The organism is Mesorhizobium sp. B2-3-7, assembly GCF_006442695.1.
Lineage (GTDB): Bacteria > Pseudomonadota > Alphaproteobacteria > Rhizobiales > Rhizobiaceae > Mesorhizobium.
This window is the reverse complement of the sequence record NZ_VFVV01000001.1, coordinates 668281-683201: the sequence shown is the minus strand read 5'-3', so window position 1 is coordinate 683201 and position 14921 is coordinate 668281. Positions and strand designations below refer to the sequence as shown.

The window sequence follows — 14921 nt, the reverse complement described above, 5'->3', positions numbered from 1 at the left end:
AAGGGCGAGTTTTCGCTCGCCCCTGCCCACCCAAATCCGGCTACACAGTCGCCGGGTCGAGTGCGGGCTCGCCCATGCGGCGAGCGACGATCGCCCCGAAATCAGCGGTCTGGAATGTGTCGCGCAGCGCGTCGAAGGACGGCAGCACGAAATAGACGCGCTGGAACTTGTCGATTTCGTAGCCCGTGCGCATCACCGTTTCCAGGTCGAAAGACGCATGGTGCGCATCCTTGCTTTCGACCGCGAACTGCAACTCCGTGAAGGATGACATCAGACCGGCGCCGAAGGCCTTCAGCGGCTGACCACTTTCCTGCATGAGGCCGTATTCGGCCGTGTACCAGTAGAGCCGGCTGATCATTTCGTCGCCGCCGAGCGCGATGATGTCGCCGGCCTTCTGGCCGTACATCTGCATGAAGTCGGCGAAGACCGGCTGCGACAGCACCGGCACATGGCCGAAGAAATCATGGAACATGTCGGGTTCGACGATGTAGTCGAGCTCCTGCTGCGTCCGCAGCCAGTTGGTGACGGGGAAACGGCGGCTGGCGAGATGGTCGAAGAAGGGCGCGGCCGGGATGAGCCCTGGCACGGCGACGATCTCCCAGCCAGTCAGCTTGCGCAACTTGGCACTGACTTCGTCGAAGTCCGGGATGCGGTCGAGCAGGCCGAGCTTGTCGACGCCGTCGAGATAGGAATGGTGGGCGAGCTTGCGCGTCAGTTTCGTCTGGCGGTCGCACAGCGTGCGCCACACCGCCTGTTCCTCGGCGCTGTAGTCATAGCCTTGCGCCACGGTGAAATCGGCACGGCAGACCGAGTAGTCGCCGCGCAACCCTTGAGCCGCGCAGTCGCGGGCATATTCGGCAACGCTCATTGTCGTCATGGTTTTCTCCTCGCCAGTCTTGAATTCCGGATGTGCCCGAAGTTAACCGGACTTGCGGAGGCAAATCGGTTTCGGTGATGGCCGGAATGAGGATTTTTGGATAACATCCACTCGGAATATGCCATAGCGGAGTGAAAATGCCTCAATTCGACGATTTCGAGATCAAGATGCTCGATATCCTCCAGCGCGACGGACGCAAGCCGGTCTCCGAACTGGCGCAGGAGATCGGCCTGTCGACGACACCTTGCGCGCGGCGCTTCGAGGCGCTGCAGGAGGCCGGCATCATCAAGGGCTTTGCCGCCGTGCTCAGCCGCCGTGCCGTCGGCCTGACGGTCGAGGTGTTCATCCAGGTGCGGCTGGTCAGCCACAGCGACGGTTCGCCCGAGAGTTTCATCGCCGCGGTCCAGCGCATGGACGAGGTATCATCCTGCTGGACGATGACCGGCGACCACGACTTCCTGCTGCATGTCATGGTGCCGTCGGTCGACGAACTCAACGCCTTCGTCATGCACCGGCTGATGCGGCTCGACGGTGTGCGCGACGTCCACACGCAGCTCGTGCTGCAGAACATCAAGGGATCCGGCCACGTGCCGCTCGGACATCTGCGGCGGTGATGGCGCCGGCCAGCATGGGCGGATCACCCATGAAGCGGTCCCGCCATGAAGCTCGTTCTCCATGCGCTGGTATACGGAGATGGACGGCGGCTCTGGTCCGCGAGTCTGGGGATTTCTGACGCGCGATGGCCGGATGAAAGATGGCCGATTTCCGGAGCGCGCCACAGACGCGGAAGAGCAATCGGTGGTGTTCGAACGGACGGCATGGAAACCTGCCGTGCTCGCGGCCATGCATTCGCACCGCGCCTGACTTTTTCACGCTGGCCGTTATCAGGCTGCGCGCTACTTCCTGGAAGCAGAGGTGTCCGGCAGGAGGAAGAGATGCAGCTTGTCACCCATAAAAAGACGAAAGAGGGCCGGCTGATGCCTTGGGGAAAAGGCACCGTCGTCAGCGGCGCCAGGGGCTATGTCTTTCTCGCCGGCAATACGGGCACGGCCGAAAATTACGACCCGTCGACGGGCAAAGGTGGCGCTGTCGGGGACGCGGCGACGCAATGGCGCTCCATTTTGACGACCATCAAATCGGACCTGGAGGAGCTTGGCAGCTCGCTCGAGCATCTCGTCAAGATCACCCAATATGTCAAAGGACCGTTTCCGGACGGCGGCGTTCTGAGTTCCCCCAATTTCCGGCTGGACGTCATGGACGAATTCTTTGCCGCGCACTGCCCGAAACACTGTAGCTACAACAATCCGCCGCCCTCGGAGGTAATCGGGGTTGCCGCACTTGCGCATCCCGATCTCGTCATCGAGATCGTGGCGATCGCCACTCTGCCGGACTAGCGCCGGGCGCGGCAGCCCACAAATATCAGGGCACGATCAGCGTGCCGGCGCCGTGCTCGGTGAACAGTTCAAGCAGCACCGAATGCGGCGTCTTGCCGTTGAGGATGACGACGCCTTCGACGCCGCGCTCGATCGCCTCGATGCAGGTCTCGACCTTCGGGATCATGCCGCCCGACACCGTGCCGTCCTTGATCAGCGCCTTGGCCTCGGCGACCGTCAGCTCGTCGATCAGCTTCTTGTCCTTGTCGAGCACGCCCGGCACATCGGTGAGGAACAGAAGACGCGAGGCCTTGCAGGCGCCGGCGATGGCGCCGGCAAAGGTATCGGCATTGATGTTGTAGGTGTGACCATCGCGGCCGGGCGCCACCGGCGCCAGCACCGGGATCATTTCGGAGCGCGCCAGAAGGTCGAGCAGCGTGCGGTCGACCTCGACCGGCTCGCCGACGAAGCCGAGATCGAGCACGCGCTCGATGTTGGAGTCCGGGTCGATCATGGTCTTGCGCGCCTTTTCGGCGAACACCATGTTGCCGTCCTTGCCGCACAGGCCGATCGCCCATTCGCCCTCGGCGTTGATGAGCGCGACGATCTCCTTGTTGATAGAGCCCGCCAGCACCATCTCGACGATCTCGACCGTCTTCTGGTCGGTGACGCGCAGGCCGCCCTCGAATTTGGATTCAATGCCCATCTTGTTGAGCATGGCGCCGATCTGCGGCCCGCCGCCATGGACGACGATCGGGTTGACGCCGGACTGTTTCAACAGCGCGATGTCGCGCGCGAAGGCTTTGCCGAGTTCGCTGTCGCCCATGGCGTGGCCGCCATATTTCACCACCACCGTCTTGTTCTCGTAGCGCTGCATGTAGGGCAGCGCCCGCGACAGCAGGGCGGCCTGCATTTCGGCGGTGGCGGCAATGTCCGTCATCGGCGTGGTTCCCTGGCTTTTGATTTCATGCTTGTCGTTGTCCCAAAACCGTTGCGCATTTTGGCGACCTGCATCAGGTAAAGACGGCGGCGTCTTAGCGGGAATTGGCGCGGGCCGCAAACGGCTTTGCTGTCATATTCGGGCGGCTCACGACCTCGTCATCACTTATGGCACCATAAGCGGCGCCCTGCGGCCCAGCCAACCGGAGATCTTCTCCATCTGCGCGGCCAGGGACAAAAGCGTCTCCTCGTCACCGGGCCGGCCCGCGGCCTGGATGCCAAGCGGCAGGCCGGCTTCGGTGACGTGGATGGGCAACGCAATGGAGGGCTGGCCGCTGACATTCTGGATCGCCGGCCAGTGAGTGAACCACAGGCTCTTGTCCATCAGCTGGCCGAACAGCGGTTCGATCCTGAGCAGCGCCGTGAGGCGAAGCTTGTCGAGCATGTTCTCGATGAGCTCGTCGGCGCCCTTCGGGTCCATCGCGCCGCAAGCGAGCGGCGGGTGGGCGATAACAGGCATCAGCACGGCGTCGTAACGCGCCGTCTCCGCAATCAGTTGCCGCGAGGCGGCATGCAGCCGCTGCAAGCCGGCATAGGTCTCGCCGGCCGAGACCATTTCGCCCAGTCGGCCGAGCACCCGCGTCGCGCGCTCGATGTCGCCGGTGACGGTGCGGCCGACGCGCACCGCCTCGGCCCGCAACATGCCTGCGACGGCCGAGGCAACCGTTCTGCAGAAATCGGCGAAGAAGTCGCGACCGATGGAGGGCAAATCGATTTCCTCGACGCTGTGGCCGCCCTCGCGGGCGAGCGCCACCGCGGTATCGAGCGCTTTCAGCGTCTCGGCCGAAATCGGCAGGCCGAGCGGAGAGTTCCGGTACATTGCGAGCTTGAGCTTGCTGGGATCGCGCGCGGCAGCCGCGGCGAACGCACCCTTCGGCGGCGGCGCGACATAGGGCGCGAGCGGGTCGGGACCATGGGTGAGGTCAAGCAGCAGGGCGCAATCGCGCACCGAGCGGGTGACGGCATGGTCGACCACCATGCCGTACCAGCTTTCGCTCACCAATGGCGACAGCGGGATGCGGCCGCGCGAGGTCTTGAGGCCGACCAGCCCGGTGCAGGCAGAAGGCACGCGGATCGAGCCGCCGCCATCTGAGGCATGCGCCACCGGCACGACGCCGGCGGCGACCAGTGCCGCAGCGCCGCCGGACGAGCCGCCGCTGGTGTGGCCGGTGTTCCAGGGATTGCAGGTGATGCCGAAGGCTTTTGATTCGGTCATCAGCCGCAGCCCGTGTTCGGGCGATGTCGAGGTGACGATGGGTATCAGTCCGGCGGCGAGATAGCGTTCGGTCAGCACCGAACTGACCTCGGGCACCCAGGCGGGGATGCGGCTGCCGCCATGCGACGGCACGCCCTTGATGGCGATGCCGAGATCCTTGATGGCGAAGGGCACGCCGGCCAGCGGTAGGGAACGATCGATGCCCTTCGCCCGGCTGCGCGCCGCATCGTAGAGTGTCTCGGCCGTGGCATTGATTTCAGGCCGGCTGGCCTCGGCGCGCGCGATCGCCGCGTCGACCAGTTCGACCGGCGAAACCTCGCCCTTGCGCACCAACGTGGCAAGGCCGGTGGCGTCTTCTTCCCACAGCACTCGTTCGACCGACATGCGCGCTCCCCCGATCCAGGCAAGGTAACCAGCGGCCAATCCGTTGGCAATCGAGCGATGGAACGAGTGCGGCGCGGTGCGGAAAGCTTTGGGTGTACGGAAATTTGCGCCGTTGCAAATACATCGCAATCCCCTAATTTGCCGACATGACGCCACAGGAGATCAGCAATCTGATTGTCCGGACTTCGATGAAGGACCGGGCTTCGTTCGATCTGCTGTACCGGCAGACCAGCGCGAAACTTTTCGGTGTCTGCCTTCGTGTATTGAAGGACCGGGGAGATGCCGAAGAGGCGCTTCAGGAGGTCTTCGTCAAGATATGGACGAAGGCGGACCGTTTCGCCGTCTCGGATCTAAGCCCGATTTCCTGGCTGGTGGCCATCGCGCGCAACCATGCGATCGATCGTATCAGGGCGCGGCGGGAACCTGCCGCCTATATCGATGCCGCGCTCGATGTGGCCGATCCGGCGCCGGGACCGGAGGCCATGACCGTGGCAGGTGGCGAGTCCGAGCGCATCTACCATTGTCTCGAGGAATTGGAGAAGGGCCGGGCAGCGGCTGTCCGGGGCGCCTATCTGAACGGCGAGAGCTATGCCGAACTGGCGGAGCGCCATGGCGTGCCGCTGAACACGATGCGAACCTGGCTGCGGCGCAGCCTGCTGAAGCTCAGAGAGTGTCTGGAAAGATGACGCTGGTAGACGACGACGGACCGGAACGTGGAGGCGACGACCTGTTCGCCGCCGAATATGTTCTTGGCGTCCTGACAGCGGAAGAACGCCAGATCGCGTCCCGCCGCATCGATGGCGACGCCGCATTCGCTCGGCTTGTCGATGCCTGGGAGGCCCATTTTTCGCCCTTGGCCGTCGCCTATCCCGGGACAGAACCTCCGATCAGGGTCAAGGAGGCGATCGATCGCCGGCTGTTCGCCTCGCAGCCTCGCGCCGGCCTATGGTCGAGCCTTGCCTTCTGGCGCGGCCTTGCCGCCGCCGCCATCGCGGCGCTGGCGATCTACATCGCCTTGCCTTTCATCAACCCGCCGCTCCAACAACCACAGCTTGTCGCCTCGCTGGCCGCCGAAGGCAGCGACGTCAGATACCTCGTCGTCTATGACGCGGCGCATCATGAAGTCGGCCTGTCGCACGTTTCCGGTGAGCGGGCCTCCGGCAAGGACTTCGAACTGTGGGTGATCGTGGGCAAGAACGCGCCGGTTTCGATGGGCGTCATCCCGGCCGGGAAGGCTGCGCATGTGGCGGTTTCGCCGGCCGTGCAGCAGAAACTTGCGCAGGGCGCCGTGCTGGCGGTCAGCCTCGAGCCTTCAGGCGGTTCGCCGACCGGCCAGCCGACGGGACCGGTGGTCGCGGCAGGCGACCTGAAGGGCATCTGATGGCTCCCCGCCCGGACCGTCGCCTTACAAAATAGTGAAGTCTATTTTTGCATAACCGCGGACCAAATTCCCGCGGTTGGATCAGCCTATCTACTGAAATCACCGGGCGTCATTCGGAATAAAAGAATTCTTTCATAGAAAGCGAAACTAAGTTCTTCATGGGCCGTATCTCCTCGCGTTCCCAATGATGGGGAAAACAACCCGAGGAGACTTACATCATGCGTAAACTCGCCACCCTTTTGCTCGCCGGTACGATCGGCCTCTCAGCGCTCGGCACCATCGCCTACGCCGCCAATCCGATGGTCGGGGGCGCACCCATGTACGCCAAGAAGAACATCATCGAGAACGCCGTCAATTCGAAGGACCACACGACGCTGGTCGCTGCCGTCAAGGCAGCGGGCCTGGTCGACACGCTGCAGGGTGCCGGGCCCTTCACCGTCTTCGCTCCCACCAACGAGGCCTTTGCAGCACTTCCGGCCGGCACGGTCGAAACGCTGCTCAAGCCCGAGAACAAGGACAAGCTGACCAAGGTCCTGACGTGCCATGTGATCGCGGCGAAAGCGATGGCCGCCGACGTCGCCAAGATGGCCAGGGCCGATGGCGGCGCGCATGTGGTCAAGACCGCCGGCGGCTGCGAGCTGACGCTCAAGGCCGACAAGGGCAAGGTCACCGTCACGGACGAGAACGGCAATGTCGCCCATGTGACGATTGCCGACGTCAGGCAGTCCAATGGCGTCATCCACGTCATCGACAAGGTTCTTTTGCCGAAGATGTAACAAACAGCTCGCTGCCGGCGAACAGGCAGCAGGGCTCTCCTGCCGGTGCGCGGCTTCGTACACGCGTTGCGCCGGCAGGCGTCCGCTACGCACTGTGGCTCCATCCAGGAGGCTGGTGCGGGTAACGTTCGGCCCTCAACGGCTTTTGATTTTCAGCCGAGCGTCGAATGTGGCAAACAGACAGCAGGAGGATAGGCCATGAACCGTCGCGACTTTCTCTTGAGCGGCGCCGCCGCCATCGGCGTGGTGGCCGGCACGGCATCTCTGCTGCGCATGGGCGGATCGCAGGATGCACGTGCGGCGGAGACCTTCGAAGTCACCAAGACCGATGCCGAATGGCGCGCGATCCTGTCTCCCGCGGCCTTCGACGTGCTGCGCAAGGAAGGCACCGAATATCCCGGCACCAGCCCATTGCTCAACGAGCACCGCAAGGGCGTCTTCGCCTGCGCCGGCTGCGACCTGCCGGTTTACTCCTCCGAGACGAAGTTCGATTCCGGCACCGGCTGGCCGAGTTTCTGGCAGGAGATCGCCAATGCCGTCGGCAAGACGCAGGACCGGTCGCTCGGCATGACTCGCACCGAGGTCCACTGCCGCCGCTGCGGCGGCCATCTGGGCCATGTCTTCGACGACGGCCCGCCGCCGACCGGGCTGCGTCACTGCATCAACGGCGTGGCGCTGAGCTTCAAGCCCGCCACAGCCTGAGACCATGCGGCCGCGATATGAAAAAACTCCGGGCTTGCGACCCGGAGTTTTTTAGCGGTCAGTCATTTCGGGCGTGGACTGGAGGAGCTTCCCGAAACGGCTGCCCGTGTTTCCTTGCTTCCAGCGCGATTCAGGACGCAAATCGTTTCTCCGGCATTGCCCTGGTGTCAGTGCCCGCCGCCACCACCGCCGGCGGCCGCCGGTTTGCGGATCATCATGGTGAACAGGCCAAGCGTCGCGAACAGCACCGTCAGCATGTAGAACACGTCCATGAAGGACAGCAGCGCCGCCTGCTGCTGGACCATGCCCGACAATTTCGAGATCGCCGCGCTGGCGGCGTCCAGGCCGGTGGTCTGCTCGAAACTGAGCGTCATGTTCTGAAGCTTCTGCTGCGCGGCCGCACTTCCCCACTGCACGTGCTCGGAGAGCCTTGCATAGTGGAAGGCGTTGCGGTCGATCAGCACCGTGTTGATCAGGGCGAGGCCGACGGCACCGCCGAGATTACGGGTCAGGTTGAACAGGCCCGATGCATTCTTCAGCCGCTCGGGCGGCAGCGTGCCGAGCGCGATGTTGTTGATCGGCACCATGCACAGCATCATCGAACAGCCGCGCAGGATCTGCGGGATGAGCAGCTCGTAGAAATCCCAGTCGGCGGTCAGGTGCGTCATCCACCATGTTCCGGTGGCAAAGCCGAAGAAGCCGATCATCATCATCAGGCGCGGGTCCATCTTGTTCGACAGGATGCCCGAGACCGGCGCGGTGAAGAACATCGCCAGGCCGCTGACGAACAGCGCCTCGCCGATCATCATCGAATCGTAGCCGCGGATGCGCCCGAGGAACACGGGGTAGAGATAGGTGAGGCCGTAGAGGCCGATGCCGATCACGAAGGAGAACAGCGAGCCGAAGGCGAAGTTGATATTGCTGAACGCCTTGAGATCGACGATCGGCTCCTCGGCGGTGAACACCCGCCAGAAGAACAGCACCGCGCCGAAGGTCATGACGACGGCACAGATGAACACCGCCTGATCCTGCAGCCAATCATTGTTCGGGCCTTCCTCCAGCACATATTCCATGCAGCCGAGGAACGCCGCCATGCCGGCAAGGCCCCACCAGTCGAACTTCGAGAACAGCTTGAGGTTGGGCTTGTCGAAGTCGATCAGCGACCAGGCCGCCGTCGTCACCAGGATGCCAGGCACGACATTGACGAGGAACAGCCAGTGCCAGGACATTGCGTGGCTGATATAGCCGCCGACGGTCGGGCCGATGGTCGGCGCCAGGGTGGCCACCAGGCCGATCATCGGCGACACGACGGCACGGCGCGACGGCGGGAAGATGGTGAAGGCGGCCGCAAAGACGCTGGGGATCATGCCGCCGCCGATAAAACCCTGGATGGCGCGGTAAACGATCATCTGGTCGATGTTGGTGGCGGTCGCGGCGAGCGCGCTTGCGGCGGTAAAACCCGCCGCCGAAATTGTGAACAGAACACGCGTCGACAGCATCCGGCTGAGAAAGCCGGATAGGGGGATCATGACCACCTCGGCGATCAGATAGGCCGTCTGCACCCAGGGGATCTCGTCGGAACTGGCGCTCAGGCCAGCCTGGATCTCGGCCAGCGAGGCCGAGACGATCTGGATGTCCAGGATGGCCATGAACATGCCGAACACCATCGCCAGGAAGGCTATGACGCGCCGCGTCGAGATGGTGTCAGGCACTGCCGGCCTCGCCGGCGGCGCTCCTGCGGTCAGGGTTGCGGTGGCCATGGCGTTGCTCCCCGGAGCGCGCTCAGTTGGTCGCGGCCGGCGCGGTGCGGCTGTCGACGGCGACAACGACGCTTAAGCCGGCGCGCAGCCAGCCGCTCTTCAGGGCATCGGCCGGCACGTCGATGCGGACCGGGACGCGCTGCACCACTTTGGTGAAGTTGCCGGTGGCGTTTTCCGGCGGCAGCAGCGAGAACACGGCACCCGAGGCCGGCGCCAGCGAGGAGACGGTGCCCTCGATGCGCTCGCCGTCGATGGCATCGACCGAAATCCTGACCTTTTCGCCGGGCACCAGCCGGGCAAGCTGGGTCTCCTTGAAGTTGGCGACGATGTAGAGCTTGTTCATCGGGACGATGACGGCGAGCTTCTGGCCGGGGCTCACGAGGTCGCCCTGCTCGACGGAACGGTTGCCGACGACGCCGTCATAGGGCGCCTTGAGCACAGTGAAGGAAAGGTCGCGCGCGGCCTTGTCGCGGCTGAGCTGCAAGGATGCCAGCGTGCTTGCCGATTCAGCGCGCTGCGCCTCCAGCACGCCGATATTGGCCTGTGCTGCGGCGATCTGCGCGTCGGCGCCGACGAGAGCGGCGTTGGCCTGGTCGAGCGCCGTCTGGGCGTCGTCGAGTTGCGCCTGCGTACCGACATGGGTCTTGAGCAGTTGCGCGGCGCGCTGCTGGGCGCGCGCGGCATTGGCCGCCGCGGCCTGGTCGGCGGTCTTGGCGGCCTGCGCCTGCTGCAAGGAGGCCCGCGCCGCCTTGGTCTGCGCATCGATGCGATCGAGCGTCCTGGCCAGCGTGGCGATCTGCGCCTCGGCCTGGGCGACCGCTATTTTATAGTCGCCGTCATCGACCGTCAGCAGCGGATCGCCGGCCTTGACCTGCTGGTTCTCGCTGACCTTGACCTGATCGACATAGCCGGAGATCTTGGGCGAAATGAAAGCCATGTCGGCCTGGACATAGGCGTCGTCGGTCGAAATCATGAAACGGCCGGTGGTCCAGTAATCGTAGCCGTACCAGGCGCCGGCGCCGAGCAAGGCGACGCCGATGATCGGCAGCAGGAAAGAGCGCACGGAACGCTTCTTCTTCGCCGGAGTTTCCGCCAGAGGCGGCGCGGCGACTGGGTGGACGGGAACTTCCGGTGCTTCCGTCGCCGGGGCGACCTTGGCGTTGGGGAAAGGACGGACTTCGGCGGTGGACGGCGCGTTCGAGGACATGACATCTCTCTAAGTTATAGTACTGAACCGTTCGGTTCGATCCGGCCGTTGACATAGCGCCTAAAGAGGACCATATCAAGAGGCAATCGAACCGCTTGGTTCGAATTATTTTCGAGGTGTGACTTTAATGGCCGACACAACGCCCGACGTCGAAAACGACAATTGCGGCGACCTGCTGGACGGCTTGCGCCGCGGCCGCCCGGCAGCCGGACAGGATCCGGTCAAGCGCAGCCAGATCATCGATGGCGCCCGCCGGGTCTTTATCGACAAGGGCTTTGAGGCGGCCTCGATGAACGACATCACGCGGGAAGCCGGCGTTTCGAAAGGCACCATCTATGTCTACTTCGCCAACAAGGAAGAGCTCTTCGAGGCGCTGATCGAGGAAGAACGCGGCACGATCTTCAAGAACATGTATGACGTGCTCGACCGTGCCGACGACCTGCGCGAGACGCTGGTGAAATTCGGCAAGGTCCTGTCCATGAAGATCACCTCGGCCAAGGTCATCCAGGCCCAGCGCACGGTGATCGGCGCCTCCGACAGGATACCCGACATGGGCGCGCGGTTTTACGAACGCGGCCCCAAACGCGGCCACGACAAGGTCGTGACCTTCCTCAAGGCCGCCATCGACCGTGGCCTGCTCAAGATCGACGATGTCGACCTTGCCGCCTATCAGTTCACAGAACTCTGCCTGGCCGGTCTTTTCCGGCAGTGCATCTTCGCCTATCGAGCCAAGGCTCCGAACCAGGACGAAATCGACCATATCGTCAGGTCGGGCGTCGACATGTTCCTGAAGGCCTATGGCACCGAAATGCTTGCCGCGGAGGAAAGCCACAAGATGATCGCCCTGGAGGCGAAGGCTTAACCCGGCTTTTTGTGCCGCTAGCCGCCATTGGCCGCGAGCACGATCGCGGCGCGCAGCTCCTCCAGGCCCTCGGCCTTTTCCGATGACGTCGCCAGCACGAAAGGAAACGCCGCCGGTCGCTTCTTGATCTTGGCAAGCGTCTCCTCAATCAGCCGCGGCACGCCGGCGGCCTTGATCTTGTCGGTCTTGGTCAGCACGACCTGGTACGAAACCGCCGCCTTGTCGAGCAGCGACAGCACCTCGTCGTCCTTGGCCTTGATGCCGTGGCGGGCGTCGATCAGCACATAAACCCGCTTCAGCGTGACACGGCCCTTGAGATAGTCGAAGACCAGCTTCGTCCAATCGTCGACCTTTTCCTTGGGCGCGGTGGCATAGCCGTAGCCCGGCATGTCGACCAATGCCATTGGCGGCAGGTCGGCGCCCTCCCCCGAAAATCCGTCCGGCACGAAATAATTGAGTTCCTGCGTGCGCCCTGGCGTGTTGGAGGTGCGCGCCAGGCCCTTCTGGTTGACCAGAGCGTTGATCAGCGACGACTTGCCGACGTTGGAGCGGCCGGCAAAGGCGATTTCCGGCGGCCCTTCCGGCGGCAGGAACTTCATGGCGGGCACACCGCGGATGAAGATCCACCCGCGGGTAAACAGGTCCGTGCCGATCGTGGTGCTGTATTGAGCGTTCAAGCTGCTGTCTCCAGAAGAGAAATATCGGCGCCCCTGATGGCATCGAGGTTGCGGCTGATCTTGTCCACCGGCCAATCCCACCAGGCCACCGCCAGCAGCCGCCGGATCGTCCTGTCGTCGAAACGCATCTTGACGACCTTGGCCGCGTTGCCGGCGACGATGGCATAGGGCCGCACGTCGTGCGTGACCACGGACTTCGCCGCAACGATGGCGCCATGTCCGATTTGCACCCCCGGCAGGATCACTGCCTCCATGCCGATCCAGACATCGTTGCCGACCACCGTGTCGCCGCGCACCTCCTTCGACCATGTGACGGGGTCGAAACCCTTTTCCCAGCCATGGCCGAAAATGTTGAACGGATAGGTCGAAAAACCGGACATGGCGTGGTTGGCGCCGTTCATGATGAAGCGGGCACCTTCGGCGATGGCGCAGAACTTACCGATGATCAGCCTGTCGCCGATGAAGGAATAGTGGTGCAGCACGCACTTCTCGGCGAATTTATCCGGCCCTTCCGGATCGTCATAATAGGTGAAGTCGCCGATCTCGATGTTGGGCGCGCTCACCAGCGCCTTGAGGAAGCCGACGCGCGTGTGCATCGGGATCGGGTGCTTGATGTCGGGATTGGGTCCGGTCATGGCGGTTCGTCCGGGAATTGGCTGGCGGACGCGTCCCGCGTCGGCGCACACCTCGTCAAAGTAGCGTAATCCGCCGTATAGCACCAATCGCCCCGGGAGCGAGTCTTCGATGGTGGACAAGCGCATTTGCCGGATCGGACGGTGCCGCGCGTTTGCAGTTTCGCCCATCGCGGGCGGACGTGGACCGATGCCGGCGCACAAGAAAAAGCCCGGGCGACCGGGCTTTTAGCGAAGAATGAGGCTTTATTCCGCTGGCGACGGTTTCTTGCGGAACAGCGCCAGCAGATTGTCCCACAGTTCGATCTTGGCGCCTTGGCGCTTCATGATCACGCCTTGCTGGAGGATCGACAGCGTGTTGTTCCAGGCCCAGTAGATGACAAGCCCGGCCGGGAACCCAGCCATCATGAAGGTGAAGATGACGGGCATCCAGGTGAAGATGGCGGCCTGCGTCGGATCCGGCGGCGTCGGGTTCATGCGCATCTGCAGGAACATGGTGACGCCCATGATCAGCGGCCAGACGCCGATCATCAGCATGTGCGGAAGCGTGATCGGAACAAGGCCGAACAGGTTGAAGATCGACGTCGGATCGGGCGCGGCCAGATCCTGGATCCAGCCGAAGAACGGCGCATGGCGCATCTCGATGGTGATGTAGAGCACCTTGTAGAGCGAGAAGAAGACCGGGATCTGCAATGCCACCGGCCAGCAGCCGGCGAGCGGATTGATCTTCTCGGTCTTGTACAGCTCCATCATCGCCTGCTGCTGCTTCATCTTGTCGTCCGCGTATTTCTCGCGGATCTCGAGCATCTTGGGCTGCACCTTCTTCATGTTCGCCATCGACGCGTAGGACTTGTTGGCGAGCGGGAAGAAGATGGCCTTGACGATGACGGTGGTGGCGAGGATCGCCAGGCCGAAATTGCCGAGGAATTTGTAGAGCGTGTCGATGAGCCAGAACATCGGCTTGGTGATGAAGTGGAACCAACCCCAGTCGATCAGCAGGTCGAACCGCTTGATGTGGCGGTCTTCGGCATAGGCATTGATCTTGGCGACTTCCTTGGCGCCAGCAAAGACCTCGGTCTCGACGGTTGCCGACTGGCCGGCCTCGACATTGATCGGGTCGGTGAGGAAGTCGGACTGGTAGCGGTGGCGGCCGTCCACGAAATAGCCGAAGCGCGGCTGGAACGGCTGCTTCTCGCTCGGAACCACCGTCACCGCCCAGTATTTGTCGGTGATGCCAAGCCAGCCGTCCGTCGACTTGCCCGGCTTGACTTCCTTGTCCTTCTCGATGGACGCGTATTTGTGTTCCTGCAGGCCTTCCGCACCGGTGAAGCCGATCAGGCCTTCATGCAGCACGTAGGTGCTGGCGACTGCCGGCTTGTCGTAGCGCGTGACGCGGCCGTAATTCGACAGCGTAACCGGGGCCGAACCCGAATTGCGCACCTCGTCGGAAACGGTGAACATGTAGTCGCTGTCCACAGAGAAGGTGCGCTTGAAGGTCAGCCCCTTGTCACTGGTGTAAGTCAGCGTCACCGGCGTCGACGGGGTCAGCGTCGGATTGCCTTCGACGTTCCACACCGTATCCGCGCCCGGTACCGTACCCGTCTTGTCGTTGCCGACGAAGCCGATCTCGGCGAAGTAGCCGCTGGGCAACTCCGAAGGGTTGAGCAGTTCGATCTCGGGCGAATCCTTGTCGACGGTTTCGGTGTAGTGCTTGAGCTTGAGGTCGTCGAGACGGGCGCCGGTCAGGTTGATCGAGCCTTCGAGGCTCGGCGTGTCGATCTTGACGCGCTTCGAAGCCGCCAGCGCCTGGTCGCGGCTGGCCGCGGTGACGGTGTCGCCGCCGGGCGCGTTGGGGATGGCACCGGGAGCGGTGCCGGCCGGCGCCGGCGTTGCCGCGCCCGGATTGGCTGTCTCTGCCGCCTTCTTCTGCTCTTCCACGCGCTGCTGCTCGACGCGCGCCGCCTCGCGCTGCTGTTCGACGCGCGGGTTCATGTAGAAGACCTGCCACAGGGTCAGGATCAGCACCGACAGCGCGATGGTGATGAAGAAGTTTCGGTTGTTTTCCATCGAGAGCC

The 14921-nt window shown here is 63.4% G+C and carries 15 protein-coding genes; 7 read left to right on the top strand and 8 right to left on the bottom strand.

All coding sequences use genetic code 11. The features are described 5' to 3' along the window. Positions 1–40: 40 nt before the first annotated feature. The gene (gene phhA, locus FJ940_RS03440; RefSeq protein ID WP_140655275.1) at positions 41–877 is read right to left on the bottom strand and encodes a phenylalanine 4-monooxygenase; all 837 of its coding nucleotides are present in this window, start codon (positions 875–877) and stop codon (positions 41–43) included. Positions 878–1014: 137 nt separating this feature from the next. Here phhA and FJ940_RS03435 point away from each other — a divergent pair, with 137 nt between their 5' ends. Together FJ940_RS03435 and FJ940_RS03430 are read left to right on the top strand one after the other, a co-directional pair. Further along, positions 1015–1491, top strand: a complete 477-nt coding sequence (locus tag FJ940_RS03435) for an Lrp/AsnC family transcriptional regulator (RefSeq protein ID WP_140655271.1) — start codon at positions 1015–1017, stop codon at positions 1489–1491. Positions 1492–1812: 321 nt separating this feature from the next. Beyond that, positions 1813–2271, top strand: coding sequence for a RidA family protein (locus FJ940_RS03430; protein ID WP_140655268.1), 459 nt, complete (start codon positions 1813–1815; stop codon positions 2269–2271). A gap of 25 nt (positions 2272–2296) precedes the next feature. On the opposite strand, the gene argB is transcribed toward FJ940_RS03430, so the two are convergent. Both argB and FJ940_RS03420 read right to left on the bottom strand, forming a co-directional pair. Continuing rightward, positions 2297–3190, bottom strand: a complete 894-nt coding sequence (argB, locus tag FJ940_RS03425) for an acetylglutamate kinase (protein WP_140491474.1) — start codon at positions 3188–3190, stop codon at positions 2297–2299. Positions 3191–3355: 165 nt separating this feature from the next. Beyond that, the gene (locus tag FJ940_RS03420; RefSeq protein ID WP_140655266.1) at positions 3356–4849 is read right to left on the bottom strand and encodes an amidase; all 1494 of its coding nucleotides are present in this window, start codon (positions 4847–4849) and stop codon (positions 3356–3358) included. A 146-nt stretch (positions 4850–4995) separates the two neighbouring features. Here FJ940_RS03420 and FJ940_RS03415 point away from each other — a divergent pair, with 146 nt between their 5' ends. The 4 genes from FJ940_RS03415 to msrB all read left to right on the top strand — a co-directional run bounded on the left by FJ940_RS03415 (position 4996) and on the right by msrB (position 7708). After that, on the top strand, positions 4996–5535 hold the full coding sequence (locus FJ940_RS03415) for a sigma-70 family RNA polymerase sigma factor (RefSeq protein ID WP_140491478.1): 540 nt from the start codon (positions 4996–4998) through the stop codon (positions 5533–5535). Beyond that, on the top strand, positions 5532–6230 hold the full coding sequence (locus FJ940_RS03410; RefSeq protein WP_140524237.1) for an anti-sigma factor: 699 nt from the start codon (positions 5532–5534) through the stop codon (positions 6228–6230). The genes FJ940_RS03415 and FJ940_RS03410 overlap by 4 nt, the downstream gene beginning before the upstream one ends. A gap of 218 nt (positions 6231–6448) precedes the next feature. Further along, the gene (locus tag FJ940_RS03405) at positions 6449–7006 is read left to right on the top strand and encodes a fasciclin domain-containing protein (RefSeq protein ID WP_140655264.1); all 558 of its coding nucleotides are present in this window, start codon (positions 6449–6451) and stop codon (positions 7004–7006) included. A gap of 198 nt (positions 7007–7204) precedes the next feature. Further along, positions 7205–7708: a peptide-methionine (R)-S-oxide reductase MsrB gene (gene msrB / locus FJ940_RS03400; protein WP_140491485.1), complete on the top strand. Its 504-nt coding sequence runs from the start codon at positions 7205–7207 to the stop codon at positions 7706–7708. 167 nt (positions 7709–7875) lie between these two features. Here msrB and FJ940_RS03395 read toward each other — a convergent pair whose 3' ends face one another. Continuing rightward, positions 7876–9468 (bottom strand): DHA2 family efflux MFS transporter permease subunit, encoded by a 1593-nt coding sequence (locus FJ940_RS03395; protein ID WP_140655261.1) that lies wholly within the window; start codon positions 9466–9468, stop codon positions 7876–7878. 22 nt (positions 9469–9490) lie between these two features. Continuing rightward, positions 9491–10675: an HlyD family secretion protein gene (locus FJ940_RS03390; RefSeq protein ID WP_140655259.1), complete on the bottom strand. Its 1185-nt coding sequence runs from the start codon at positions 10673–10675 to the stop codon at positions 9491–9493. A gap of 127 nt (positions 10676–10802) precedes the next feature. On the opposite strand from FJ940_RS03390, the gene FJ940_RS03385 reads away from it, so the two are divergent. Continuing rightward, positions 10803–11537, top strand: a complete 735-nt coding sequence (locus FJ940_RS03385; protein WP_140491491.1) for a TetR/AcrR family transcriptional regulator — start codon at positions 10803–10805, stop codon at positions 11535–11537. Between the two features lie 17 nt (positions 11538–11554). Here the strand turns inward: FJ940_RS03385 and yihA are convergent, their stop codons facing one another. The 3 genes from yihA to yidC all read right to left on the bottom strand — a co-directional run bounded on the left by yihA (position 11555) and on the right by yidC (position 14913). Further along, complete coding sequence (gene yihA / locus FJ940_RS03380) at positions 11555–12214, bottom strand: ribosome biogenesis GTP-binding protein YihA/YsxC (protein WP_140491494.1); 660 nt, start codon at positions 12212–12214, stop codon at positions 11555–11557. Then, positions 12211–12849, bottom strand: coding sequence for a CatB-related O-acetyltransferase (locus FJ940_RS03375; RefSeq protein WP_140524238.1), 639 nt, complete (start codon positions 12847–12849; stop codon positions 12211–12213). Before FJ940_RS03375 ends, yihA begins: the two co-directional genes overlap by 4 nt. A 243-nt stretch (positions 12850–13092) precedes the next feature. Next, on the bottom strand, positions 13093–14913 hold the full coding sequence (yidC, locus tag FJ940_RS03370; RefSeq protein ID WP_140554640.1) for a membrane protein insertase YidC: 1821 nt from the start codon (positions 14911–14913) through the stop codon (positions 13093–13095). Positions 14914–14921: the final 8 nt, after the last annotated feature.